Source organism: Lysobacter rhizosphaerae (assembly GCF_054779795.1).
This window is the reverse complement of record NZ_BAAGXO010000004.1, coordinates 30,179-54,965: the sequence shown is the minus strand read 5'-3', so window position 1 is coordinate 54,965 and position 24,787 is coordinate 30,179. Positions and strand designations below refer to the sequence as shown.

20 protein-coding genes are annotated in these 24,787 nt (G+C 67.3%); 10 read left to right on the top strand and 10 right to left on the bottom strand.

The annotated features are described in order from the left end of the window. The first annotated feature begins 43 nt into the window (after positions 1–43). The gene (locus ACYVGE_RS07315; RefSeq protein WP_460728521.1) at positions 44–802 is read left to right on the top strand and encodes a thiol:disulfide interchange protein DsbA/DsbL; all 759 of its coding nucleotides are present in this window, start codon (positions 44–46) and stop codon (positions 800–802) included. Positions 803–823: 21 nt separating this feature from the next. After that, positions 824–1,594, top strand: a complete 771-nt coding sequence (locus ACYVGE_RS07310; protein ID WP_460728519.1) for an endonuclease/exonuclease/phosphatase family protein — start codon at positions 824–826, stop codon at positions 1,592–1,594. Between the two features lie 106 nt (positions 1,595–1,700). On the opposite strand, the gene ACYVGE_RS07305 is transcribed toward ACYVGE_RS07310, so the two are convergent. Both ACYVGE_RS07305 and ACYVGE_RS07300 read right to left on the bottom strand, forming a co-directional pair. Next, entirely contained in the window at positions 1,701–4,625 is a 2,925-nt protein-coding gene (locus ACYVGE_RS07305; protein ID WP_460729103.1) for a TonB-dependent receptor, read from the bottom strand. A gap of 159 nt (positions 4,626–4,784) precedes the next feature. After that, positions 4,785–5,609, bottom strand: a complete 825-nt coding sequence (locus ACYVGE_RS07300; RefSeq protein ID WP_460728517.1) for a sulfite exporter TauE/SafE family protein — start codon at positions 5,607–5,609, stop codon at positions 4,785–4,787. 225 nt (positions 5,610–5,834) lie between these two features. On the opposite strand from ACYVGE_RS07300, the gene ACYVGE_RS07295 reads away from it, so the two are divergent. Then, the gene (locus ACYVGE_RS07295; protein WP_460729101.1) at positions 5,835–7,820 is read left to right on the top strand and encodes a lytic transglycosylase domain-containing protein; all 1,986 of its coding nucleotides are present in this window, start codon (positions 5,835–5,837) and stop codon (positions 7,818–7,820) included. Between the two features lie 128 nt (positions 7,821–7,948). Further along, positions 7,949–9,175, top strand: a complete 1,227-nt coding sequence (locus ACYVGE_RS07290; RefSeq protein ID WP_460728516.1) for a multifunctional CCA addition/repair protein — start codon at positions 7,949–7,951, stop codon at positions 9,173–9,175. Positions 9,176–9,243: 68 nt separating this feature from the next. On the opposite strand, the gene ACYVGE_RS07285 is transcribed toward ACYVGE_RS07290, so the two are convergent. The 3 genes from ACYVGE_RS07285 to ACYVGE_RS07275 form a co-directional block, all read right to left on the bottom strand. Beyond that, a complete protein-coding gene (locus ACYVGE_RS07285) occupies positions 9,244–11,880 on the bottom strand; it encodes a TonB-dependent receptor plug domain-containing protein (protein ID WP_460728514.1) in 2,637 nt (878 codons plus the stop codon). Positions 11,881–12,119: 239 nt separating this feature from the next. After that, on the bottom strand, positions 12,120–12,524 hold the full coding sequence (locus ACYVGE_RS07280) for a VanZ family protein (RefSeq protein WP_460728512.1): 405 nt from the start codon (positions 12,522–12,524) through the stop codon (positions 12,120–12,122). Further along, complete coding sequence (locus tag ACYVGE_RS07275) at positions 12,521–13,714, bottom strand: class I SAM-dependent methyltransferase (protein WP_460728510.1); 1,194 nt, start codon at positions 13,712–13,714, stop codon at positions 12,521–12,523. Before ACYVGE_RS07275 ends, ACYVGE_RS07280 begins: the two co-directional genes overlap by 4 nt. Before the next feature lie 57 nt (positions 13,715–13,771). Here ACYVGE_RS07275 and ACYVGE_RS07270 point away from each other — a divergent pair, with 57 nt between their 5' ends. After that, positions 13,772–14,512 (top strand): pteridine reductase, encoded by a 741-nt coding sequence (locus ACYVGE_RS07270; RefSeq protein ID WP_460728508.1) that lies wholly within the window; start codon positions 13,772–13,774, stop codon positions 14,510–14,512. Between the two features lie 44 nt (positions 14,513–14,556). On the opposite strand, the gene ACYVGE_RS07265 is transcribed toward ACYVGE_RS07270, so the two are convergent. From ACYVGE_RS07265 to tsaD, 4 genes are all read right to left on the bottom strand, one after another. Beyond that, positions 14,557–15,384: a DUF6159 family protein gene (locus tag ACYVGE_RS07265; protein ID WP_460728506.1), complete on the bottom strand. Its 828-nt coding sequence runs from the start codon at positions 15,382–15,384 to the stop codon at positions 14,557–14,559. 99 nt (positions 15,385–15,483) lie between these two features. Continuing rightward, positions 15,484–15,966, bottom strand: coding sequence for a 2-amino-4-hydroxy-6-hydroxymethyldihydropteridine diphosphokinase (gene folK, locus ACYVGE_RS07260; protein ID WP_460728504.1), 483 nt, complete (start codon positions 15,964–15,966; stop codon positions 15,484–15,486). A gap of 27 nt (positions 15,967–15,993) precedes the next feature. After that, a complete protein-coding gene (gene folB, locus ACYVGE_RS07255; RefSeq protein WP_460728502.1) occupies positions 15,994–16,347 on the bottom strand; it encodes a dihydroneopterin aldolase in 354 nt (117 codons plus the stop codon). Between the two features lie 55 nt (positions 16,348–16,402). Then, positions 16,403–17,440, bottom strand: coding sequence for a tRNA (adenosine(37)-N6)-threonylcarbamoyltransferase complex transferase subunit TsaD (gene tsaD, locus ACYVGE_RS07250; protein WP_460728500.1), 1,038 nt, complete (start codon positions 17,438–17,440; stop codon positions 16,403–16,405). A 131-nt stretch (positions 17,441–17,571) separates the two neighbouring features. Here tsaD and rpsU point away from each other — a divergent pair, with 131 nt between their 5' ends. From rpsU to ACYVGE_RS07225, 5 genes are all read left to right on the top strand, one after another. Beyond that, the gene (gene rpsU / locus ACYVGE_RS07245) at positions 17,572–17,787 is read left to right on the top strand and encodes a 30S ribosomal protein S21 (protein ID WP_056134345.1); all 216 of its coding nucleotides are present in this window, start codon (positions 17,572–17,574) and stop codon (positions 17,785–17,787) included. Between the two features lie 159 nt (positions 17,788–17,946). Continuing rightward, entirely contained in the window at positions 17,947–18,393 is a 447-nt protein-coding gene (locus ACYVGE_RS07240) for a GatB/YqeY domain-containing protein (RefSeq protein WP_460728498.1), read from the top strand. A 124-nt stretch (positions 18,394–18,517) separates the two neighbouring features. After that, positions 18,518–19,054, top strand: a complete 537-nt coding sequence (locus ACYVGE_RS07235; RefSeq protein ID WP_460728496.1) for a GNAT family N-acetyltransferase — start codon at positions 18,518–18,520, stop codon at positions 19,052–19,054. 55 nt (positions 19,055–19,109) lie between these two features. Next, entirely contained in the window at positions 19,110–20,879 is a 1,770-nt protein-coding gene (gene dnaG / locus ACYVGE_RS07230) for a DNA primase (RefSeq protein WP_460728494.1), read from the top strand. 101 nt (positions 20,880–20,980) lie between these two features. Beyond that, positions 20,981–22,990 carry a S9 family peptidase gene (locus ACYVGE_RS07225; protein ID WP_460728491.1) on the top strand — a complete coding sequence of 670 codons (2,010 nt, stop codon included), beginning with the start codon at positions 20,981–20,983 and terminating at the stop codon, positions 22,988–22,990. Between the two features lie 95 nt (positions 22,991–23,085). On the opposite strand, the gene ACYVGE_RS07220 is transcribed toward ACYVGE_RS07225, so the two are convergent. After that, positions 23,086–24,732, bottom strand: coding sequence for an FG-GAP repeat domain-containing protein (locus ACYVGE_RS07220; RefSeq protein ID WP_460729099.1), 1,647 nt, complete (start codon positions 24,730–24,732; stop codon positions 23,086–23,088). Positions 24,733–24,787: the final 55 nt, after the last annotated feature.

The window sequence follows — 24,787 nt, the reverse complement described above, 5'->3', positions numbered from 1 at the left end:
TTCCAGGCGATGCCGACCTGACCCGTTCCCCGGAGATGTTTCGATGATGCTGCGCCCGGCCCTGTTGTTGTCCGTCCTGCTGCCGTTGGCCGCCTGCAAGCCACAGCCCGAGGCACCCGTCGAGCCCGCCACGCCCGCGGTGGCGACCACCCCGGCGCCTGCGCCAGCGACGGTCGTCGAAACCGCCGCGGAGCCTGCGCCGGCCACGACGCCGGATGTCCCGGTCGGCCCGGCGCCGGTGGCTGGCATCGATTACGTCGCGATAGCCGGCGGCAAACCCTTTGAAGCCAGCAATGGCCGGATCGAAGTGGCAGAGGCCTTCAGCTACACCTGCCCGCACTGCGCGCACTTCGAAGAGCTCGTGCGCGAGTGGCGCGCGCGCCAGCCCGCAGACGTGAAGTTCACGCCGGTGGCCGCTTTCTTCGGCGCCAATCCCGAACCGTTCGCGCGGGCCTTCTATGCGGCCGAGGCGATGGGTGTGCGGGTGAAAACCCACGAAGCGATGTTCCGCGCCATCCATGTCGATCAGACGATCGATCCGGGCAAGGCCACGCCCGCGTCGATCGCCGCCTTCTATGGCCGGTTCGGTGTCGACCCGGCGCAGTTCGCCAGCGCCATGACGAGCGCCCGGACCGATGCCCAGCTGAAACATGCCGCCCAGTTCGTCGAACAGACAGGAGTCGAGGGCAGCCCCAGCATCATCGTCGACGGCAAGTACCGCGTGACCGGCAAGACCATGGAAGACATGCTGCGCATCACCACGCACCTGCTCGCGAAGGAGCGCGCGGCCCGCGGCGGCTGAGCCCCGCACGCGGCGATGACCATGGACAAGCCCACGGGCCATCGCCGCCTGAAACTGCTGAGCGCCAACATCCAGGCCGGCTCGAGCACGCGTCGCTACAGCGACTACGCCACCCGCAGCTGGTCGCACGTGCTGCCGATGGGCAAGCGCCTCAGCCTGGACACCATCGCGCAACTGGCCGGCAAACACGACATCGTCGGCCTCAACGAGAGCGACCCCGGCAGCCTGCGCTCGGGGTTCACCAACCAGACGCATTACCTGGCCCAGCGTGGCGGCTTCCACTACTGGAGCCATCAGCCCAACCGTCGTGTCGGTGGCGTCGCCTCCAGCGCCAATGGCCTGCTGAGCAAGCTGGAACCGGTCGAAGTCATCGACCACGCCCTGCCCGGCCGCATCGCCGGCCGCGGTGTATTGCTGGCGCGCTTCGGCGACGACAAGGCCTCGCTCACCATCGCGGTCGCGCATCTTTCGCTGGGCGCGCAGTCGCGCGCCTCGCAGCTCGCCTTCATCGCCGAACTGCTGCACGACCATCCCCATGCCGTGCTGATGGGTGACTTCAACTGCGACGTCGACAGGCCGGAGATGGCGGCCCTGTTCCGCCGCACCCGCCTGCAGCCGCCGCAACACGCGGTGCCCACGTTCCCCAGCTGGAGCCCGCAGCGCGCCATCGACCACATCCTGCTGGGCGATGGCCTTACGCATCACCACGCCCGCGCGCTGCCGGCCGCGCAGTCGGATCACCTGGCGTTGTCACTGGAACTGGATGTCCCGATGGCAGCCATCCGCGGCTGAGCGCACGCACCGCGGGACGCGACGTGCGCACTGCATTTTCTATACGCAAAAAGAAAGCGGCCGCTGGTGAACCAGCGGCCGCTTGTCCTTGCTCAACTAAGTCCGATCAGAACCGGTAATTGGCGCTGACGTACCAGAACGCCCACGGCAGGTCGTAGGTACCCGCGTCGTAACCATTGAGCGAACAGGTCACGCACACCGGCGGTTCCTTGCCGAAGATGTTGTTCACACCGAGGGTCAGGTCGAGGCCCTCAACCGTGAACGCGTGCTTCCAGTTGGCCTGCAGGTCGTGGTACGTGGTCGAGCCCAGGGTGTTTTCCTGCTCCGGGTTGAGGCATCCCGGCACTTCCGCAATGGTCGCGGAGGTGCAGTCTTCCTTCACCGAGCTGATGTAGCGGACCGTCCAGTTCACGTCGAAGTCGCCCATGCCCCAGCCCAGCTGCATGTTGGTCTGCCATTCCGGGATGGCGCTGTCGCTGACCTCGATGCCGACCGCGCGGGTGGCGACGTTGCCATCGGCGTCCACGGCCTTGTACTCGTTGATCCAGGTCGACTGCACCGAAGCGCTCAAGTGGCCCCAGTTCCAGTCCGGGCTGATCCAGTTGCCCTTGAGGTCGACGCCGTCGGTCTTGATGCTGCCGAGGTTCTCCAGGCGGTTCTGCGGCGGGAACAGGTTGCTGGTGTTGTTACGGGCGAACGGTGCGCACGCCGGTCCGGTACCGCCCTGCTCGATGTAGCACTTGTTGAGCAGCGACTGGATATCGGCGGCCTGGATCGCGCCATCGATCTTGTGCTTGTAGTAGCTGACCTCGAAATCGAGCTTGCGCGACCACGACTGGTCCGCACCCCACGACGGGCTGTAGACCCCGCCGAAGGTGTAGCTGTCGGACTCTTCCGGCTGCAGGTCCGGATTACCACCGGTGAAGGTGATGATCTGGGTATTGGCCTGCTCGAAGCCATTGGGCACGCCCGCGTTGACGCAAGCCTGTTCCAGCCCGGGCGAGATGCCGTTGGTGGTATCAACCACCGGCGCACCGGTCGGGCCGCAGGGATCGGTGAGGGTGGCGCCGAACTGGGTCAGGCCGTACAACTCGCCCAGGTTCGGCGCACGGAAGCCCTGCGAGTAGGTGCCGCGCACCACCAGGTCCTCGATCGGCTGCCAGCGGAAACCCAGCTTGCCTGTGGTCTTGCTACCGAACGTCGAGTAGTCGGAATAGCGCAACGCAGCGGAGACCTCCAGGCTCTCCAGGAACGGCAGGTTGACCTCGGCATAGAGCTCGTCGACCGAGTAGTGCGCCTTGACCGCCGCCGCGAACGAGTCCTGCGATTCGCCGCTCTGGCGCAGCGGATCCGGGAGGAACTCGCCACGGTACCTGCGGTGCTCCGCACCGGCGGCGAACCCTGCGGTACGGTCGCCGATATTGAACATGTCGCCGGTGATGTTGGCCTGGACCAGGTCCAGCACCTGCTTGCTCGAGTCGATCTGGGTGGTACGGATGTAGTCGATCTGGTCCTGGGTCATCGGACGGGACTGGCCGCCGAAGATATCCAGCGGCACGCAACCCGGCACCAGCGCACAGATGGCCGGATCGCCCAGCGCCAACTGGATCTTGGCGACGTTGTAGCCGTTGGTGAAGACCTGGTCCGCCTTGTTCTCGGAGTGGACCGCGTTGACGTCCCAGTTGTAGCTGCGATCACCGAAGTCGAACACGCCGTCGAGGCCGGCATTGAAGTACCAGGTATCGACATCCTGAGTGAACACGCGCGGGCCGACTTCCAGCGGACGGCGGCCGATGAAGCTGAAATTGTCGCCTGCGATCAGGTCGATGCCGAACGGATTGTAGGGATTTAGCGCCGAAACCGAGATGGTGTCCGCGAGGCCGCCGGTGCCGGCGTCGGGGCCGACGAAGATCGGTTCCGGAGCGGCCTGGTTGGTCGACGTACGGTTGTTGTACAGCGCCTTCACGTGCAACCGGGTGTTCTCGGTGATGTCGTAGCTGAGGCTGGTGAACAGCGCCTTGCGCTTGTTCGGCGTCAGCAGCAGGTTGAACGGCGCGAAGTTGAAGCGATCGGCACCGGTGAAATGGTGGTAGGTGCCGCCGTTTTCGTTGGTCGGGTCCCACACCGGCGTGGTGGTGCCGTCATTGAGGGTCGCGCTGTAGAACGAGCCGTCGGCGCACGAGCCGACCGAACCCGAAGGCGTGGCGTGATCGCAGAAGCGGAAGCGGCCCTGCGGCGTGCCCGAGCTACCCGCATCGAGGCCGGCGCCCGGTTCCGGGAATGCCGATTGGCCCCACTCGCCCGAGCTGATGTCTTTCTGTTCGTTGTAGCTGGCGCCGAACACCGCGCTCCAACGGTCGCCGCTGCCGCCGAGGGTCATCGACGCCTCGGTGGTGTCGCCGCCCTTGTTGTACTTGCCGAAGTAGGCGTGGACTTCCGCGCCATCGAACTTGCGGCGGGTGATGATGTTGATCACGCCGGCGATGGCGTCGGAGCCGTAGATCGCGGAGGCGCCGTCTTCCAGCACTTCGATGCGGTCGACGATCGACAGCGGAATGGTGTTGAGGTCGGCGCTGCCGCTGACGCCCGAGGCCGAGGATTCGTTGACCCAGCGGATGCCGTCGACGAGGACCAGCACGCGCTGCGAGCCGAGGTTGCGCAGGTCGACCTGCGCCGAACCGGCGCCGATGCCGCCGCCATCCGGCGGATAGCCGAAGTTGCCCGAAGAGTTGAACTTCGAGTTCAGCGCCTTGCCGCTGGAGGTCAGTTCCTGCAGCACGTCGCCTACCGACTGCAGGCCGGTCAGTTCAAGCTTCTGCCGGTCGAGCACGAACACCGGCTGCGAGGTCACGAGGTTGGATTGCTTGATGCGCGAACCGGTGACGGTGACCGCATCGAGGGTGGTGGCGCTCTTCTGCGGCGCCGGTGCGGGAGCGGGGGCATCCTGAGCTACGGCAATCGCGGGAAGACTCAGGAACAGGGACAGCTGGATGGCTTTCGCCAGGGTTCGGGGGCGCAGCGACTTCATGATTCTCTCTCCTGGAATTCTTATGAATTGCTGTGGCGGGATAGAGCGGACAAGCAGCGCCGCCGGGAGGCCCTGGGGCGGCGTCCCTGAGTTGTAAACAATTAGTGAAGCGGCCACAAGCGGAAAGAAGTCACGCCCGATGCGGCAAACCTGCCGCGCTGCTCAGCCGCCGAGTGCCAGACTCGCCGCCACGGCGAGGAGAAATCCCGCAAAAACGCGCTTCAGCGTGCGCCCATCCAGCCGGTGTGCGAGACGCGTCCCATAGGGGGCGGCCAGCACGGAAGCCGCCGCCACCCCGGCGGCGGCGGGCAGGTAGACATAGCCCCAGGCAAATTGCGGCAGCGCACCATCGGGCGCGTGCAGGGCATAGCCGACCGCGCTGGCCAGGCCGATCGCAACGCCGCAGGCCGACGAGGTGCCGACCGCGCGGACCGGGAAGACACCGCGCCAGACCAGCAATGGCACCGTCATGCTGCCGCCGCCGATGCCGACCACGGCCGAGACCGCGCCGATGCAGCCGCCGGCCAGGGTCATCGGCAGCCCACGGGGCGCGGCCACGTCGCCCGCCGCGGACGCGGGGCGTGTGCCGCCGAACATCAGCTGGGCCGCGGCGAGCACGCAGTACACCGCGACGATCCAGCGCAACGCGTCGCCATCGATGTGCACGGCGACATCGCTGCCGAGCCAGCCGCCGACCAGCAGGCCCGGCACCATCCAGCACACCGTTGGCCACAGCACGCTACCGCGCCGGTTGTGCGCACGGGCCGATGCCGCGGCGGTCAGCACGATGCTGGCCAGCGAACTCGCCAATGCCGCATGCATCGCCGCTTCGCGCGGCACGCCCATGTTCGGCAACAACCACGCCAGCGCCGCTACGAGCACAAGGCCACCGCCCACGCCGAGCAGGCCTGCGAGCACGCCGGCCACGGCGCCGAGCGCGAGGAACAACAGCAACGACACCAGCATGGCCACACCCGCGACGGACAAGGCCGCGATCGTAACGTGCACGGCGAGCCGCGCAGCCACCGTCCAGCAACGCGCGCGCACACGCCGCGCATGCGGCGCGCATGGCGACCGGGCATTCACATTGCTCGGCTATAGTCGGGCGCTATGTCCCCCCGCATCCTCCTCACCACGCTCGCGGCAGTCGTGGCCGGAGCCCTGCCCCTGGTGTCCGGCCCTTCCACGCTGCGCTCTACCGGCGCGGCGCCCATGCCCATGGCGGTCAGCATCGTCGCCGCGGATCCCCAGCTGCAACGTGTGGCGACAGCTATCCAGGCCGCCGAACGCGACGGCTTCGACGCATCCCAGTACGCCGACCTCGCATCGCATCCGCTCTACGCCTGGATCGAATACGCCACCCTGCGCCGCAATATCGATGCCGTCAGCGCGGCGCAGGCGCAGGCGTTCCTGGCGCGTTACGACGGCCAGGCCGCCGCCGAAGCGTTCCGAGAGATCTGGGTCGCGCAGACTGCACGCCGCGAGGACTGGGCCGCGTTGCTGGCGGCGTGGAAACCCGCGGTCGGCCGCAACAGCGAACTGCGCTGCGCCGAATTGCAGGCGCGGCAGTCGCTGGGACGCGACGATGCGCAATGGCTCGGCGATGCCCAGGCACTGTGGCGCGATGCGGCCAAGCCGCTGCCGGCCAACTGCGATGCCGTCCTCGAAGCGCTGGCCGCGAAGGGCGGTCTGGCCGCCGACCTGCGCTGGGAGCGCATCGACAAGGCCGCGGCCGAATGGCAGCCCTCGGTGATGCGCGTCGCCGCGCGCGGCCTGCCGGTCGAGGAGGCCGCGCTCGCCAACGACTACGCCGCCTTCATCGAGTCACTGCACCCACGCGCGCTGAACTGGCCCAGGACCGAACGCAGCCGACGCATGGCCTCCTACGGCCTCGCACGCGCCGCCAAGTCGGTGCCGATGATCGCCGAGACCCAGTTGCCGCAATACGCGCAGGCCCTCGGCTTTACCGAGGAGGAGCGTGGCCGCGTGCTCTACCAGGCGGCGCTGTGGACCGCTGCCTCTTACGAGCCCGAATCCGCGCAACGCCTCGATGCCGTGCCGGAGATCGCGTACGACGAGCGCCTGCACGAGTGGCGCGTGCGCGAGGCGATGGCGCGCTCCGACTGGCCGGCCGCGCTCGCGGCCATCCGCAAGATGGGCGACAAGCAGCGCAGCGAAGCGCGCTGGCAGTACTTCGAGGCGCGCCTGGCCGAACGCAGCGGCGACACTGCCGCGGCACAACGCCTCTACCGCGAAGCCGCCAACAAGGCCGAGTTCCACGGCTTCCTGGCCGCCGATCGCATCAAGGCGTCCTACACCCTGTGTCCGTGGCAGCCCACCAGCACCGCTGCGGAACGTAATGCCATAGCGCGCGACCCGGCAATCGTGCGCGCGCTGGGGCTGTACCGCATCGACCGTCGCGGCTGGGCGACGCGCGAATGGGACGATGCATTGTCCCGCTTCGACGACACCCAGCGCCGCCTCGCCGTGGAAACGGCGCAATCGCAAGGCTGGTTCGATCGCGCCGTCTTCGCGCTGGGCAAGACGCCCAAGGGCGAGGTGCGCCCTGACGAGCTGCGCCTGTACAAGCTGCGCTTTCCCCTGCACCACGACGCCACCATCCGCCGCGAAGCCGTGCGCAACCGGCTCGATCCGGCCTGGGTCGCCGGCGAGATCCGCGCCGAGAGCGTGTTCGATCCCCGCGCGCGGTCCGGCGCCAACGCGATGGGGCTGATGCAGTTGCTGCCCGAAACCGGCGCCGCCGTGGCCAGGGACCTCGGCCTGTCCTGGGGCGGCGCCGAGTCGCTGTACGAACCGGACACCAACATCACGCTGGGCACGGCCTATCTGCGCCAGCTGCTCGACAAATACGGCGGCCAGCCCTACCAGGCCATCGCCGGCTATAACGCGGGTCCGACGCCATTGGCGCGCTGGCAGTCGCAGCGGCCGGGCATGGATCCGGATTTCTGGATCGAGACGATCAGCTACAAGGAAACACGCGACTACGTAGCCCGCGTGCTCGCTTTCAGCGTGCTCTACGACTGGCGCCTCGACGGCACGGCCCTGGGCATGGAGGACCGCATGCACGGCCGCCTCGACGGGCCGCGCAAGAAGTTCGTGTGCCCGGTCGCGGTCGCACCCAAGCCGGCGGTCGCGCCCTCGCCCGCCCAGCCTGCGAAGAAGAAGAAACATCATTGACGCCCGCCGCCCGCGGCTGGCGCAACGCATCAGCACGGTTGGCGCCGCGCGCGCGGCCGATGGCAATCACGGGCCGACACCGAACTCCCTGCGCCGGCCATCAAACCCGCTTCCTTTAGACTCGTTGCATGAAGACCTACCTCGTCGGCGGCGCAGTCCGCGATCGTCTGCTCGGCCTTGGCCACGGTGATCGCGATTTCGTCGTCGTCGGCGAAACGCAGGCTTCGATGCAAGCGGCCGGCTACAAGGCCGTGGGCCGCGACTTCCCGGTGTTCCTGCATCCGCAGACCGGCGAGGAATACGCGCTGGCACGCACCGAGCGCAAATCCGGCCGCGGCTACCGCGGCTTCGTCGTCCATGCCGACCCCGCGGTGACGCTGGAGGAAGACCTGCAGCGCCGCGACTTCACCATCAATGCGATCGCGCAGGATGGCGACGGCCAGCTGATCGATCCCTACGGTGGCGCGCGCGATATCGAAGCCCGAGTGCTGCGCCACGTCAGTCCCGCCTTCGGCGAGGACCCGCTGCGCGTGCTGCGCGCGGCGCGCTTCATGGCGCGCTTCGCCGGCCTGGGCTTCACCGTCGCTCCGGAAACGATGGCGCTGATGCAGGCAATGGTGGCCAGCGGCGAACTCGCCGAACTCACGGCCGAACGCGTGTGGCAGGAGCTGCGGCGCGCAATCGCGAGCGCCACGCCTTCCGCGTTCCTGCGCACGCTGCACGACTGCGGTGCGCTGGCGGTAGTACTGCCGGAAATCGCTGCGTTGTACGGCGTTCCGCAGAGCGCGGAGCACCATCCGGAAGTCGACACCGGCGTGCACATCGAACTGGTCTGCGACATGGCGGCGCGGCTGGCACCTGGCGACGAATTGATCGGCTTCGCCGCGCTCACCCACGATCTGGGCAAGGCGCTGACGCCTGCAGATGTGTTGCCGCGGCATGTCGGCCACGAAAGCGCCGGCCTCGCCCCGCTGCGCGCATTGTGCGAGCGCCTGAAGGTGCCGCTGGAGCATCGCCAGCTTGCCGAGTGCGTGTGTCGCGAACACCTCAACGTGCATCGCTTCGGCGAGCTCAGGGCCTCGACGGTGGTGGAGCTGATCACTCGCTGCGACGGGTTTCGCCGGCCCGGCCGCATCGCCCAGCTCGCCGTCGCGTGCGAAGCCGACAAGCGTGGCCGCACCGGGTTTGCCGATATCGATTATCCGGCCGGGCAGCAGCTGCGCGATGCGCATGCCGCGGCCATGGCGGTGCGCGCGTCCGACTTGCCTGGCGAACTGCAGGGCCCGGAGCTGGGCGAGGCGCTGCGCAAGGCACGGATCGCGGCGGTTGCGGCGGCGACGGGCAAGAAGCCTTAGCCCGAGTGTCCGCGCAAAAAAATCGGGCGGCCGAAGCCGCCCGATGATTCGTCCGTTTCAGGATTCGATCAGAACTCGACCCCCAACTTCACGTACCACTCGCCACCGTTGAAGCCGAACGGCGAGGACAGCGGATACTGGGCACCCAGGAACCTGAGCGTGCTGTTCTGCTCCTTGTCCGGGTAGTTGTCGAAGATGTTGTTGCCGCCCACGGTCAGGTGGGCACGGTCGTCGAACAGGTTGAAGCTCACCGCCAGGTCGAACAGCCATTCCGAACCGAACTCGCTCTGCTCGCCGAAGGTGAAGTCCTCCCAGCCGTCGTAGCGGTTCGCGCGGGTGGTGACGCTGAAATTCCACGGCGACTGCCAGTCGAAGGTAAGCACCGAACGGTTGTTGGGCAGCTGGTTTTCCAGGTCGGCCACTCGTTCGGCATCGAGGATCGGCGTGGTCGTGCCCGGAAGCGTGTCGACGTGGTCGACCTCCTGCTTGTTCCAGCTGTGGCGGACGTCGAAGGTGCCGGTGCCCCAGTTGCCGAAATCCGCCTTGTAGATCGCCACGAGATCCACGCCCTGCACGGTGGTGTCGACACCGTTGGTGAAGTACGACACCTGCCCGGGAATGGCCGACGCCGGAATGCCGGCATCGAGCAGTGCCTGCTCTTCCGGCGAGCCCGGGGTAATGGTGAAGTTGCGCAGCGCGATGCGGTCGTCGATCTCGATGTTGTAGTAGTCGACGGTGAGGCTGAAGTTAGCGGTCGGGGTGTAGACCAGGCCGGCCGAATAGGCGAACGACTCTTCCGCCGTCAGCGGTACCGCACCCAGCGCGATCGCGGCCGCGCTGTTGACCGGGAAGGTGCCCTGCGGGATCAGCGCGCCACTGGAGTTGGCCGTGGTGGTGATGTCCAGCGTATTGATCTGGCCCGGCGTCGGCGCGCGGAAACCGGTATTGACGGTGGCGCGGAAGGCCAGCGTGTCGGTCGCTGCGAAACGCGACGACAGCTTCCAGTCGAAGGTGCTGTCGAACGCCGAGGAATCCTCGAAGCGACCGGCCACGCCCGCGGACCAGCGCTGGGTCACGTCGGCTTCGAGATCCACGTAGACAGCGCGGCTGTACTGGCTGAATTTGCCCGCGCCTTCCGGCGAGTCGCCCTGGAAGCCATCGGAGCCGAAGCCGAACAGGGCAGCGGTCGGGCCCACCTGGTACGACGCCGGATCACCGGTGCCGATCTTGTAGGTCTCCTCGCGCCACTCGCCACCGAAGGCGACGTTGATCGGCGATGCGAACGCGTCGTTCTGCCAGGGGTAGGTGAAGTCGAGGTTGGCGCCGCGCTCGAGCTGGGTCAGGATCCCGGGCTCGAAGCTGGTGGGACTCAAAAGGCCCAGGCTCGGATTGATCGAGTTGATCAGCTTGTAATAGACCCGGTTCTCGCCCTGGCGCAGGCTGGCATCCCAGTGCAATCCGCTGTCGAATTTGCCCTTGGCACCGAACACGCCTTCGTAATCCATGATGTCGGCGGCGAAGGTCGGCGTGTAGCCGCCTGGGAACTGGGTATAGATCGGGTTGAGTGCGATATAGCCGGACGGGCTGGTCGCAGAGGGGGTCAGGAAGTCGGCCGGATTCAGTCCCTGCGCGAGGATGGAGTCGACGATGGACTGGTCCACCGGGTCGGCTGCGGTGCCGCCGGCCGTACCGCAGCCCACGCAGAGCGTGCTGCGCGGGCCGATGCCCGCCACGCCCACGGGCGTGCGGTAGAAGAAGCTCGAGTCGTACTTCGAGTCGCCATAGCTGCCAAAACCATAGAGGCTGGCGTTTTCGGACAACGGCAGTTCGGCATCGAAGAACGACCGCAGGCCCTTGCCATTGGGGTCGCCCCAGCGCTGACCCAGGCCTTCGAACGGCACCTGGCCGGGACGCGCGGCTTCCACCACGGCCGCATCCGCACGCGGAATGCCACGCGAGGTGAAGTCGCTCTCGTAGTACTCGGCGGTCATGTTGAAGAAGCCGTCTTCCATGAGCGGCAGGCCCAGGTTGAACGAACTGCGCCACTTGTCGCCGTCGCCCTTGAAGGTCGAGCCGTACTGCCCGTCGATGCGCACGCCCTTGGCGTTGTCGTTGAGGATGATGTTGATCACGCCGGCGATGGCGTCCGAACCGTACTGCGCCGAGGAACCATCGCGCAGTACTTCCACTTTCGCGATCGCGGCGGCAGGAATCTGTCCGAAGTCGACGGCCTGCGAGCCCTGGTTGATGGTGCCGAACGGTTCGGCCTGCAGGTTGACCAGCGCCGAGCGGTGGCGGCGTTTGCCATTGATCAGCACCAGCGTCTCGTCGGGCGGCAGGTTGCGCAGACTGGCCGGTCGGATGAAGGCCGTGCCGTCGGCGATCGGGAAGCGCTGGGTGTTGAACGAGGGCGCGATGTTGGCCAGTTGGTCGGTCAGGTCGGCCGATGCCTGCTTCTCCAGCTTCGCGGGGCTGAACACGTCGATGGGTGAAAGCGACTGCGTCGGCGATCGGCCCTGCACGCGGGTACCGGTAACGACGAGCTGGTCGAGTTCGACCGGCTTCTTGGCGGCCGCCGGCTCGACCGGCTGGGCCGGTTGGGCCGGCGCCTGGGTGGTTTCCTGTGCAAAAGCGGGCAGCGCGGCGCCCGTGGCGAGCGCGGCGACAACGGCCAGCGCCAGGCGGTTGCGATGGGTACGAGGCATGGTGGAAGTTCCTTTCTGGAAGTGGAAAGGGCTCCCCTGAAGCCCTGAACCGAGCTTCATAAATTTTTAACGTTTGCGCAAGTTGCTCGGATTGTTTGCCCGATCGGCTATTCACGCCGGCAACGATCGGCCAACGGCGAACACGGCGATTTCACGTGCCCTCGCGCACCAGCCCCCCGCCGGCAGGGGCAATCCCGTAGCCGTCCCTTGTTGCGACGCAGCAGCTGGCGGCGACCGCCCTAGCGCAGGCGCGCGTCCAGCCGTTGCAGCCACCGCGCCGCCGGGGTGAATGCCAGCAGCAACCCCAACAGCACGCCGGTGGCATTGGCCAGCGCATCGGCCGGGTCGGCCATGCGCGTCTGCGTCAGCATGCCCTGGGCGAATTCCAGGGCGATCCCCATCGCCACCAGCCCGGTGGCCGCGCACAGCTGCGCACGCCAGCGCGCGAAGAGCAGCACCGCGCCCGTGGCCAGGAACCCATAGCTGAGCAGGTGTTCGACCTTGTCGAAGTTGCGCGGCACGTGCATCGGTGGCGGCGGCGTCAGCGAAAACACGATGACTGTGACTATCGCCAGCCACCACAGCGCCAGCCACAGCCGCGGCCGGCGGAAATCCCGCAATGGCGACCCGCCCCGCGCGCTCACAGGCGGAAGCTCAGGTCGCCCGCCATGAAGGCGACGCCGAATTCGACGTCCTTGGCGAAGCCCATCACCTGGAAACGCTCGCCCATCTCGCTGGGCAGGGTCAGCTTCTTCACCTCGTTGCGGCGGCGCTGCTGTTCGGTCGCATCGTGCATGCGCTCGATGCGCTCGAACACGCTGGCCATGCCGTTGCCCAGCAGGAAACTGGCCTGCGAGCAGTAGCCGGCGAAGTCGAAGCCCGCAGCGACGCCGGCTTCGGCCAGCGCGGTGAAATCGACGGACGCGGTGAGGTCCTGCAGGCCCGGCCACAGCAGCGGTTCGTCGTGCATGCGGTGACGGTAGTACGCGCGCAGCGTGCCGTCGGTGCGGTCAGGCTGGTAGAACTCGCCGCGCGGATGACCGTAGTCGACGAACAGCATCGCGCCGCGCTGCATCCCGCCCGACACGGCCTGGATCCAGTACGGCAATTGCGGCAGCACCTCGGAGCGGTAGCCCTCGGCAAAAGGATGTTCCAGGCTGCGCTCGACATGGCGCACGGCATTGCCGAGGAAGGCGTCCGCCGGCCGCAGCGTGCGCGCGAAGCGGTCGCCGTCGACGGTCACGTATTCCTCGAACACCTCACCGTCGCGGATCGCGAAGCGCGGCGTCGGCAGCGCATCGATGACCTCGTTGGCGAACAGCACGCCGCTCCAATCGTCCGGGAGCGGACCGTTGAGCCATTCCACCAGTTCGAACAACATCGGCGACAGGCTGCGCTGCAGGCGTTCGCGCTGGCGCTCGCGCAGGTCGGCACTGGGTTCGAGGATCAGGTAGCGGTCGGGCAGCGCATCGAGTTCGAGCAAACGCTTGAGCGCGACCTCGGCGAAGGCGCCGCTGCCGCCGCCCAGCTCGAGGAACACGGCGCTTGCTCCGAGTTGCTGCAGCACCGGCGCCACGCTTTCGGCGATGCACGCGGCGAAAATCGGCCCAAGCTCGGGCGCGGTGACGAAATCGCCGCCTTCGCCGAACTTGCGCGCACCGGCGCTGTAGTAGCCCAGGCCCGGCGCATACAGGGCCAGCTCCATGAAGCGCGAGAACGGAATCGCGCCGTCGCTGGCGGCGATCTCGTGACTGATGAGGGCGGACAGGCGCTCGCTGTGGGCGAGCGCGTCGGCATCGGGTGCGGGGAGCGAGGTCGGGGGGCCTTGAGTCATGCGGCATTATCTCCTGCGCCGCGTGCACAATGCCGCGACCACAAGGAACCGCCCGGCATGAACAACGCCCGCCCCGTCGCCCTGGTCACCGGCAGCGCGCGCCGCATCGGCGCGGCGATCGCCCGCACGCTGCACCGGTCCGGTTACGACCTGGTGCTGCATTGCCGGCATTCGCGCAGCGAACTCGAGGCATTGGCGGCGGAGCTGGAAGCCGCGCGTCCGGGTAGCACCTTCGTGCAGCAGGCCGATCTCACCGAGTTCGATCGCCTGCCGGAACTGGTCGCACACGGCATCGGCCGCTACGGGCGGCTGGATGCGCTGGTCAACAACGCCTCGTCGTTCCAGCCCACGCCACTCGGGACCGCTACGCCGGCGCAGTGGGATGTGCTCTTCGCCAGCAACGCCCGCGCACCGTTCTTCCTCGCGCAGGCGGCCGCACCGCACCTCGCGGCCACGCGCGGCGCGATCGTCAACCTCGCCGACATCTACGGAGAACGCCCGCTGCGCGAGCACGCGCTGTACTGCATGGCCAAGGCCGCGCTGCTGATGATGACGAAGTCGCTGGCGCTGGAACTGGGGCCGGCAGTGCGGGTCAACGCGGTGTCGCCCGGCGCCATCCTGTGGCCGGAACAGGAGGGCGACGCGGCCAGGCAGCAGGCGATGCTGCGGCGCACGCCGCTCGCGCGCACCGGTACGCCGGAGGAAGTCGCCGAAGCCGTGCGCTGGTTGCTGCAGGACGCGCACTACAGCACCGGGCAGGTGCTGCACCTGGATGGCGGGCGCCTGCTCGACGCCTGAGCAGGCGGCGACGGGACCGGGCAACCCCGATCCGGTCGATAGGCTTACTTGGCCTGGAACGCGTGTTGCAACTGCAGGCCCTGGAAAGCCGCCGGCGCCTCGCCATTGGTGGCGTACCGGTACAGCGCCGCGGAATAGATGCCGCTCAATGCCGCCTGGTACACGCCCACCAGCAACACCGCCACCACGAACACGACAGCCACGGCGATGGCGAGCGCCAACGAGACCTGCGCGGCCAGGTAGGCCAGCAACGCGCCGACCAGGATGATCGAGAAGCTCACGAGCCCGAAGAACATGCCGATGCCGACGCTGCCGATCGCATTTTCGCCCCAGGTGCGCTTGAGCAGGCTGGCGCTGTGTTTCAGCGCATCGATCGGACCCACGTTCTGGCTGACCAGCACCGGCACCACCAGGAAGGTCGCCAGCGTCCACGCCGCGCCCAGGCCGCTGCCGAGCAGGCGCACCAGCAGGCTGTCGTCATCCTTCATGCGCTTGAGCACCAGGCCGACCGTCGCTGCGATCGCGGCATAGCCGAGGATCGCCGGCAGGCGCGCCCGTGCGGCATTGAAGCCATCGGCGAGGGTCGGATCGCCACCGTCGAGGCGGATCATCGCCGCGCCCACCAGCGCGCAGTTGCAGAACAGGATCACGCTGTACTGGCAGAAGTAGAAAGCGAACACCAGCACCGCACCGAACACGTTGAAGCCGCCGTCGAACACACGCAGCAACCAGATCGGCAACAGGAACGTCGCCAGCACCACCAGCGTCAGCGCGCCGGAGATGAGCGGAAACACCATCAACTCCTTGTCCGAGCGCAGCACCGCCGCACTCGCCTGGACCAGCGACCAACTGCGCGAAAACCTGTCGAACATCGTCCTGTCTCCCGTGGTTGCCTCATGGCAGCGCGCATCCTCGGGCGCGGACACGGACAACGCAAGCCATCGCGGTTCGAAGGCCCACGCGGAGCCGCGTCAGAGCGCGACCTGCTCCATGACGGCGTTGCGCTCCGGGTGCAGGTCCCAGAGTTCGACCAGGGTGTGGCCCGTGCCGGGCACCACGATGTCGGGCGCGATCTCCGCCAGCGGCCGCAGCACGAAGGCGTGCTGCAACTCCGCACGTGGGATCTGCAGGTGGCCCTCGCCCTCGAGCATCAGGTCATCGAACAACACGATGTCGATATCAAGCGTGCGATCGCCGAAGCGTGGCCCGCCGCGGTCGCGGCCATGCGTGTCTTCGAGCGCGTGCAGCCATTCGTTCAAGGCGAAGGGATCGAGCGCGGTGTCGATGATCGCGGCGGCATTGAGGAAGTCGCCACCGTCGAAGCCGACCGCGCGGGTGCGGTACACCGGCGACAGCACGAGTCCGCCGAAATGCCGGCGCAGCGCGGCAATGGCTTCGCGCAGGTGCCGCTCGGGCTCGCGATTGCTGCCGAGGCTCAGGTAGGCCTTGCCCATCAGACCATGCCCATCGGAATCGCCACCTCAGGCGCGGCTGCGCTCGATGATCACGCCGACCGCGCGTGCGCCGCGCACCGCGCCGGGCTTGCTCAACTTGAGCCGCACGTGCTGCACGCCGAATTCGTCGAGGATGATCGCGGCGACGCGCTCGGCCAGGGTTTCGACGAGACCGAAGTCGGACTGCGACACGTATTCGACCAGGCGCTTGCTGACGGCCTTGTAGTTGAGCGTGTCCTCGATCGCATCCGACGCCGCCGGGATGCGGTTGTCGAAACTCATCTCGACGTCGAACAGCAGTGGCTGGCGGATGCGCCGTTCCCAGTCGTAAATGCCGATCAGCGCTTCGATTTCGAGCGCCTCGATGAAGACCTTGTCCATTCAGCGCGGATCCGTATGGCGTTGCAGGTGAAGAGTGCGTTGGTGCGGCGCGACGCTACGCGACTGCCGGCAGCGTCGCCATGTCCCAGCGCGGCGTCACCCGCACCGAGGCGTCGTTGTGCTGACCGGCCTGCAGGCGCAGCGCACCGGCGAAAGCGATCATCGCGCCGTTGTCGGTGCAGAACATCGGGCGCGGGAAGCTGACGCGGCCACCGCGTTTTTCCGCCAGCGCCTGCAGCTTCGCGCGCAGGCGCTGGTTGGCACCGACGCCGCCGGCGATCACCAGGGTGTCGAAGCCGGTGGCATCGAGCGCGCGACCGCACTTGATCGCCAGTGTGTCGACCACCGCATCCTCGAAGGCGCGGGCAATGTCGGCGCGGGTCTGCGCGGACTGGTCGCTGTCGCGCCAGGCCAGCAGCACCTGGGTCTTGAGGCCACTGAAACTGAAGTCGAGTCCGGGCCGGTCGGTCATCGGCCGGGCGAACTTGAACACGCCGGGCCGCCCCTCTTCGGCCAGCGCGGCCAGCTGGGGGCCACCGGGATAGGGCAGGCCCATCAGCTTGGCGGTCTTGTCGAAGGCTTCGCCCGCGGCATCGTCGAGGGTCTCGCCGAGCAGGCGGTAGCGGCCGATGGCGTCGACCGCGACCAGCTGGGTATGGCCACCGGAGACGAGCAGGGCCACGAAGGGCGGCTTGGTGTCCGCGTCCTCCATCAGGGGCGCCAGCAGGTGGCCTTCCATGTGGTGGACGCCCACGGCCGGCACGTCCAGCGCCCAGGCCAGGGACCGGGCCACGCCCGCGCCGACCAGCAACGCGCCGACCAGGCCGGGGCCGGCGGTGTAGGCAACGCCGTCGATATCCTCGATGGCCAGGCCGGCCTCGGCGAGGGTCTGGCGGATCAGGGGCAGCAGCTTGCGCACATGGTCGCGGCTGGCCAGTTCCGGCACCACCCCGCCATATTCGGCGTGCAGGGCGATCTGGCTGTAGACGGCGTGCGCGCGCAGCCCCGCCGCGCCATCCGGGCCGCCCCGATCGAGGGCATACACGGCGACACCGGTTTCATCGCAGCTGGTTTCGATGCCGAGGACGTTCATGCGGGCGAATATGGGGTCTGGACGCGCGATTTGGAGGCAAGGTCCGCGGGCGGTTGCACGCGGCCGGAGTGGGCGGCTATCATACGCGGCTCCCCCGGTCTGCCCGGGTCGGTCCACCAACGAGATTACGTATGCCCAGCGTCAAAGTCCGCGAAAACGAGCCCTTCGAGTTTGCGCTCCGTCGCTTCAAGCGCACCTGCGAAAAGGCCGGCGTCCTGGCCGAGACCCGCAAGCGCGAGTTCTACGAAAAGCCGACGCAGGAACGCAAGCGCAAGGCGGCTGCCGCGGTCAAGCGCCAGGCGCGCCGCAGCTCGCGCGACGTCACCAAGCGTCAGCGTCTGTATTGATTGACCGGCGGGCCTGAGCCCGCCCGACAATCACGGCAGAAGCCGGCCGCGCATCGCGCTGCCGGCTTTTTGCATTTCTGGACTTCCCGGATCGCCTCCCGCCCGACCCTCCCGAGGCCGCCTGTAGCGATCCTGCCCTCCCCTCACCCGGAGCATTCCATGTCCCTCAAGCAACGCCTCACCGAAGACATGAAGGCCGCCATGAAGGCCGGCGACAAGGACACCCTTGGCGTGATCCGCCTGATCAACGCCGCGATCAAGCAGCGCGAAGTCGACGAGCGCATCGAACTCGACGATGCCGCCGTGATCGCCGTGCTGGAGAAGGGCGTCAAGCAGCGCAAGGATTCGATCAGCCAGTACGAAGCCGCCAACCGCGAGGACCTCGCCGCGATCGAACGCGCCGAGATGGCGGTGATCGAGCGCTACCTGCCGGCGAAGATGGGCGAAGCCGAGATCCGCGCCGCCATCGACGCGGCGGTCACCGAGACCGGCGCCGCCAGCGCCGCCGACATGGGCAAGCTGATGGCCGTGCTCAAGCCGAAGCTGGCCGGCCAGGCCGACATGGGCCAGGTCTCGGCCCTGGTGAAGCAGCGCCTCGCCGGCTGAGCCCGCGCCCATGCGGGCTGTCGCGCCGCTGGTTCCAGCGCAGCCCCCCGGGGCTGGGCCGACACCAGCGCCAGCCCAGCGCCGCGAGCCTGCGCGATCGAACGCGCCCAACGCCCCTGATGCGATGACTATCCCGACAATCGCCGCGAAGATCGCAACGAACCGCCCCGGCGTCACCCTGCGCCTCGCTACCCGCGACGACGTGGCGCTCATCCTCGCCCTCATCCGCGAGCTCGCCGAATACGAACGCGAACCCGATGCGGTGCAGACCGATGAAGCCATGCTCGCCGCCAACCTGTTCGGCGCGCAGCCCGGCGCGGAAGTGGTGATCGCCGAGGCCGACGGGCAGCCCGCCGGCTTCGCCCTGTTCTTCCACAACTTCTCGACCTGGCTTGGCCGTCGCGGCCTTTACCTCGAGGACCTGTTCGTGCGCCCCGAATACCGCGGCCGCGGCGTCGGCCAGGTGCTGATGGCGTACCTGGCGAAACTGGCGCTCGAACGCGGCTGCGGCCGCTTCGAATGGTCGGTGCTGGACTGGAACACGCCCGCGATCGACTTCTATCGCCGCCTCGGCGCCACCGGCATGGACGAATGGACCGTGCAGCGCGTCACCGGCGATGCGTTGCAGGCACTGGCGGCCAGTTTCGAAGCGCGCGGCTGAGGGCGAAGCACGCAGGTGGGTAGTCGTGTGATTTCCGTGGGACGATAGTCGCCTAATGGCCCGCATCCCCGACGCGTTCATCGATGACCTGCTCGCGCGATCCGACATCGTCGAGATCATCGGCACGCGCGTGCCGCTCAAGCGCCAGGGCAAGGAATATTCGGCGCGCTGCCCGTTCCACGACGAACGCTCGCCATCATTCACGGTGTCGCCGACCAAGCAGTTCTATCACTGCTTCGGCTGCGGCGCGCACGGCACCGCGATCTCGTTCCTGATCAACTACGACCGCCTCGAATTCCTCGATGCGGTCGAGGAACTGGCCAAGCGCATCGGCATGGAAGTGCCGCGCGACACGCAGCAGCGCAACGCCAATCCGGACAGCAACGACCTGTTCAACGCGGTCGATGCGGCGGCGAAGTTCTTCCGCAAGCAACTCGCCGTGAGCGCGAAGGCGCAGGCCTACCTGGACGGGCGCGACGTCAGCGAAGCGATCCGCGAGCAGTTCTCCATCGGCTACGCGCCCGACGGCTTCAACGCGCTGCGCGATGCGCTGGGCACCGATCCGCGCCGTATGTCGCTGCTGGAACGCGCCGGCCTGTTCTCGAAGAACGAGCGCGGCCACGTCTACGACAAGTTCCGCGACCGGGTGATGTTCCCGATCCACGACCGTCGTGGCCGGGTGATCGCGTTCGGCGGCCGTGTGCTCGAGAAGGACGACAGCCCCAAGTACCTCAACTCACCGGAGACGCCGCTGTTCCACAAGGGCCGCGAACTCTACGGCCTGTGGCAGGTGCGGCAGGCGCACAACAAGATCGAGCGCCTGATCGTGGTGGAGGGCTACATGGACGTGGTCGCGCTGTTCCAGCACGGCGTCGACTGCGCGGTGGCGACGCTCGGCACCGCAACCACGCCGGACCATGCCGAGCTGCTGTTCCGCAACGCGCCGGACGTTTACTTCTGCTTCGACGGCGACCGCGCCGGCCGCGGCGCCGCATGGAAGGCGGTGGAATCGGTGCTGCCGCGCATGAAGGATGGCCGCCAGGCGTTCTTCCTGTTCCTGCCGGACGGCGAGGATCCCGATTCGTTGGTACGCAAGGAAGGCCGCGACGGCTTCGATGCGCGCCTGCGCGCGGCGACGCCGCTGTCGCAGTTCTTCTTCGACTCGCTCGGCGTGGACGTGAACCTGTCGACGCTGGAAGGCAAGGGCCGCCTGGCCGAACGCGCCAAGCCGTTCCTCGCCCAGATTCCCGACGGCGCCTTCGGCGACCTGATGAAGCAGCGCCTGACCGAACTCACCGGCGTGGGTGCGCGTGCGAGCGCGGCGGACCCACAGGCATCCGCAGCGCGCGCGCCACGACTCAACACACAAGCGCCGAAGCGCTCGCTGGTGCGCGCGGCCATCGAGCTGCTACTGCATCAACCGTCCCTCGCGCTCAGCCTTCCGCGACCGCATCGCTTTCCGAGCCTCAACCAGGCTGGGGTGGAGCTGCTTGCGGAAATCATCGACCTGGTGGAGTCGCGTCCGGACATCACCACCGGCGCCGTGATCGAACATTTCGCGGACCGCGACGAGTCGAAGGCTTTGCAGAAACTGGCGGCCAGCAGTTTCATCGGCGATGAACAGACGCTGGGCCATTCGTTCCTCGGCACCATGTACCAGCTCGAGTTGCAGGCGGTGGAACAGCGCAATTCCGAGCTGGGCGCGAAGCTGCGCGAACTCGGCCCTTCGGGCATCGACGGCCACGAACGCGCCGAAGTAACCCAGCTGTTGACCGAGGCCCGCTCGTTGCGGGCGATGATCAGCAAGTACGCGGCGCCCATGTAGGGCGGCCGTTGCCGCGCGCCCGGCCCGGCGGCATGACTTCCGGCCGAGCTTGGCAAAGCGGTTCGACGCTAAGCTCCGGGAAACACCCGGGGAAAACAACCATGTCCATCCGCCGCACCCTGCCCGTTGCCGCGCTTGTACTCGCATGCCTGCCGGCGTTCGCACAGAGCGCAACGGCCACGCCGAACAATGTCGTACGCGAAGAAGTTGTCCGTGAGGAGCTGGGCAATCGCGTCAGCGAAAACATTCCCGCCATCCCCACCGAACTGGTCGAACGGCTCAACCGCTACCAGAACACGCGTGGTGCCGGTCTCGCCGGCTGGACCAGGGACGGCTGCCTGCTGATCAGCACGCGCTTCGCCGAGACCGCGCAGGCGCACCGCGTGTGCCAGCCGATGGGCATGCGCGAGCAGCTCACGTTCTATCCCGAACCGCTCGGCGGCGTGACCGTCGCGCCCTCGACGTCGAAGCTGGACGGCTTCGTGTTCGGCAAGGACAAGGGCGGCGACGAATTCTCGCAGCTGTACTGGTTCGACTTCGCCTCGCGCAACACCTCGCTGCTCACCGACGGCAAGCGCACCCAGAACGGTGGCGCGCTGTTCTCACGCGACGGCAGCCGCATGGCCTACAGCAGCACCGCGCGCAATGGCACCGATACCGACATCTGGGTGCGCGACGTCGCGACCGGGCAGGCGCGCGCGCTGGTAACCGCAGGCGGCAGCTGGAGCGCGCAGGACTTCTCACCCGACGGCCGGCGCCTGCTGGTGACGAAGTACGTGTCCGCGGCGGAGTCGTATCCGGGCGTGGTCGATGTCGCGACCGGCAAGCTGGAACTGTTCCCGGTCGACGGCGGCAAGGCGGCGTTCGGTGGCTTCGCGTTCGCACCTGATGGCCGCGCGGTCTATTTCGTTTCGGATGAGCCCCTGGCGGGCAAGGCACAGGAATTCCAGACCCTGCGTTACCACGATCCGGCCTCGGGCAAATTCGAGGTGCTCACCCGAGACATCCCATGGGACGTCGACGGCTTCACCGTCGCCGAGGACGGCAGGCACCTCGCCTACGTCACCAACGAGGACGGCATCAGCCGACTGCATGTGCTGGCGCTGCCATCGCACCGGGAAGTGAAGCTGCCGGCGCTGCCGATCGGCGTGATCGGTGGCTTCAGCTTCGCGCCCGATGGCCAACGCCTCGCCCTGGCGCTCAACAGCGCCACGTCGCCGAGCGACGTGTACGTCGTCGACTTGGCCGGCGCGAAGCTCACGCGCTGGACGCAGAGCGAAGTCGGCGGCCTCGACGCCGGCCGGTTCGTAGCGCCGACGCTGATCCGCTACCCGACCTTCGACAAGGTCAACGGCAAGCCACGGACGATCCCGGCGTTCTACTACCGCCCCGCCAACATCCCGGCCGGCACGAAGGTGCCGGTGGTGATCAGCATCCACGGCGGCCCCGAGAGCCAGGCGCAGCCGGTCTTCACTCCCACCGCGCAGTTCCTCGCCAACGAACTCGGCGTGGCGACGCTGGTGCCGAACGTGCGCGGATCATCCGGCTACGGCAAGACCTACCTCGCCCTCGACAACGCCGCCAAACGCGAGGATTCGGTCAAGGACATCGGCGCCCTGCTCGACTGGATCGCGCAGCAGCCCGAACTCGATTCCTCGCGCATCGCAGTGCAGGGCGGCAGCTACGGCGGCTACATGGTGCTGGCCTCGCTGATGCACTACAGCGACCGCATCCGTGCCGGCGTCGATATCGTCGGCATCTCCGACTTCAGCACCTTCCTCACCAACACCGAGAGCTACCGCCGCGACCTGCGCCGCGCCGAGTACGGCGACGAGCGCACGCCCGAGATGCAGCAGGTGTTCGCGGAGATATCGCCGGCACGGCATCCGCAGCGCATCAGATCGCGCCTGTTCGTCGCCCAGGGCAAGAACGATCCACGCGTGCCGTACAGCGAGGCCGAGCAGATCGTGAAGGCGGTGCGCGGCAACGGCCAGCCGGTGTGGTACCTGCTGTTCAACGACGAAGGCCACGGCTTCAAGAAGAAGGCCAACAACGACTACTACGGCGCGGCCACGATCCTGTTCTGGCAGCAACACCTGCTCGCAAAGTAGGCCATCGCTGCGATTGCACTCGGCGGCCCGCAGCGATGCGGGCCGTTTTTTCATTGGTGGGTGAAGCAATGCGCACCAGGAACGGTTCCACTGCCTTACGGGACAATCGACCAGTTCAAGTCAGTAACGCCAATCACAGCCGGCTGCAGCGCAGCATTACCCGATAGCCAGATCGCATCACGCCCATCGCCGATGTTGCGCCAGAACACATCCGACTTGCCGTCGCCGTTGTAATCGCCCACGGCGACGACCGTCCAGTTCTGGTCGGTAACCGTTCCCGCCACCGATTGCGTGTTGGCGCTGCCCGACTGCCAGATGGAATCCTGGCCGGTGCCGATGTTGCGCCAGAACACATCCGACTTGCTGTCGCCGTCGAAGTCGCCCACGCCGACTACTTTCCAGTTCTGGTCGGGAACCGTTGCCACTGGCGGTTGTGTGGCGGCGTTGCCCGACAACCAGATCGCGTTCTGGCCGCTGCCGCCGTTGCGCCAGAACACGTCCGACTTGCCATCGCCGTCGAAGTCACCTACACCGACGACCCTCCAATTCTGGTCGGGAACCGTTGGCGCCCCCGCTTGCGTGGCGGCATTACCTGCCAACCAGATGGAGTCCTGGCCAGTGCCGATGTTGCGCCAGAACACATCCGACCTGTTGTCGCCGTCGAAGTCGCCAACGCCGGCGACCTTCCAGTTCTGGTCGGGGACCGTTGCCGCGCCCTGCTGCGTGGCGCCATTGCCCGACAACCAGATCGCGTTCTGGCCGGTGCCGATGTTGCGCCAGAACACATCCGACCTGCCGTCTCCGCCGAAATCACCCACGCCCACGACCTTCCAATTTGTGTCGGGGACAGCCGCCACTGACGGTTGCAGCGCGGCGTTGCCCGACAGCCAGATGGCGTTCTGGCCAGTGCTTGCATTGCGCCAGAACACGTCCGCTTTGCCGTCGCCGCTGAAGTCGCTGCTGCGACGCGAGGTGGCGTCAAACGGAACAATCACCCACGTCAGGTCCGTAACTCCGGTCACGGCCGGCTGCAATGCGGCATTGCCCTGCAGCCAGATCGCATTGCGCCCATCGGCAATATTCCGCCAGAACACATCCGACTTGCCGTCGCCGTCGTAATCCCCCACGGCGACGACCTTCCAGTTCTGATCGGTAACCGTTCCCGCCACCGATTGCGTGGCGGAGTTGCCCGACAGCCAGACGGAGTTCTCGCCGGTGTCGATGTTGCGCCAGAACACATCCGCCTTGCTGTCGCCATTGAGGTCGCCGATGCCGACTACTTTCCAGTTCAGATCGGGGACCGCTGCCGCGCCCTGCTCAGTGGCGGCATTGCCCGACAACCAGATCGCATTCTGGCCAGTCCCGATATTGCGCCAGAACACATCCGCCTTGTTGTCGCCATTGAGGTCGCCGATACCGACCACTTTCCAGTTCTGATCGGGGACCGTTGCGGCGCTCTGCTGCGTGGCGCCATTGCCCGACAACCAGATCGCATTCTGGCCAGTCGCGATGTTGCGCCAGAAGACATCCGCCTTGTTGTCGCCATTGAGGTCGCCGATACCGACTACTTTCCAGTTCTGATCGGGGACCGTTGCAGTGCTTTGCTGCGTGGCGGCATTGCCCGACAACCAGATCGCATTCTGGCCAGTCCCGATGTTGCGCCAGAACACATCCGCCTTGCCGTCGCCGTCAAAGTCGCCAAAACCGACGGCCTTCCAGTTTTGATCGCCAACCGTGGTCACTGCAGGCTGCGTGGTGAAGTTTGCCGACAGCCAGATTGCATTCTGGCCCGTGCCG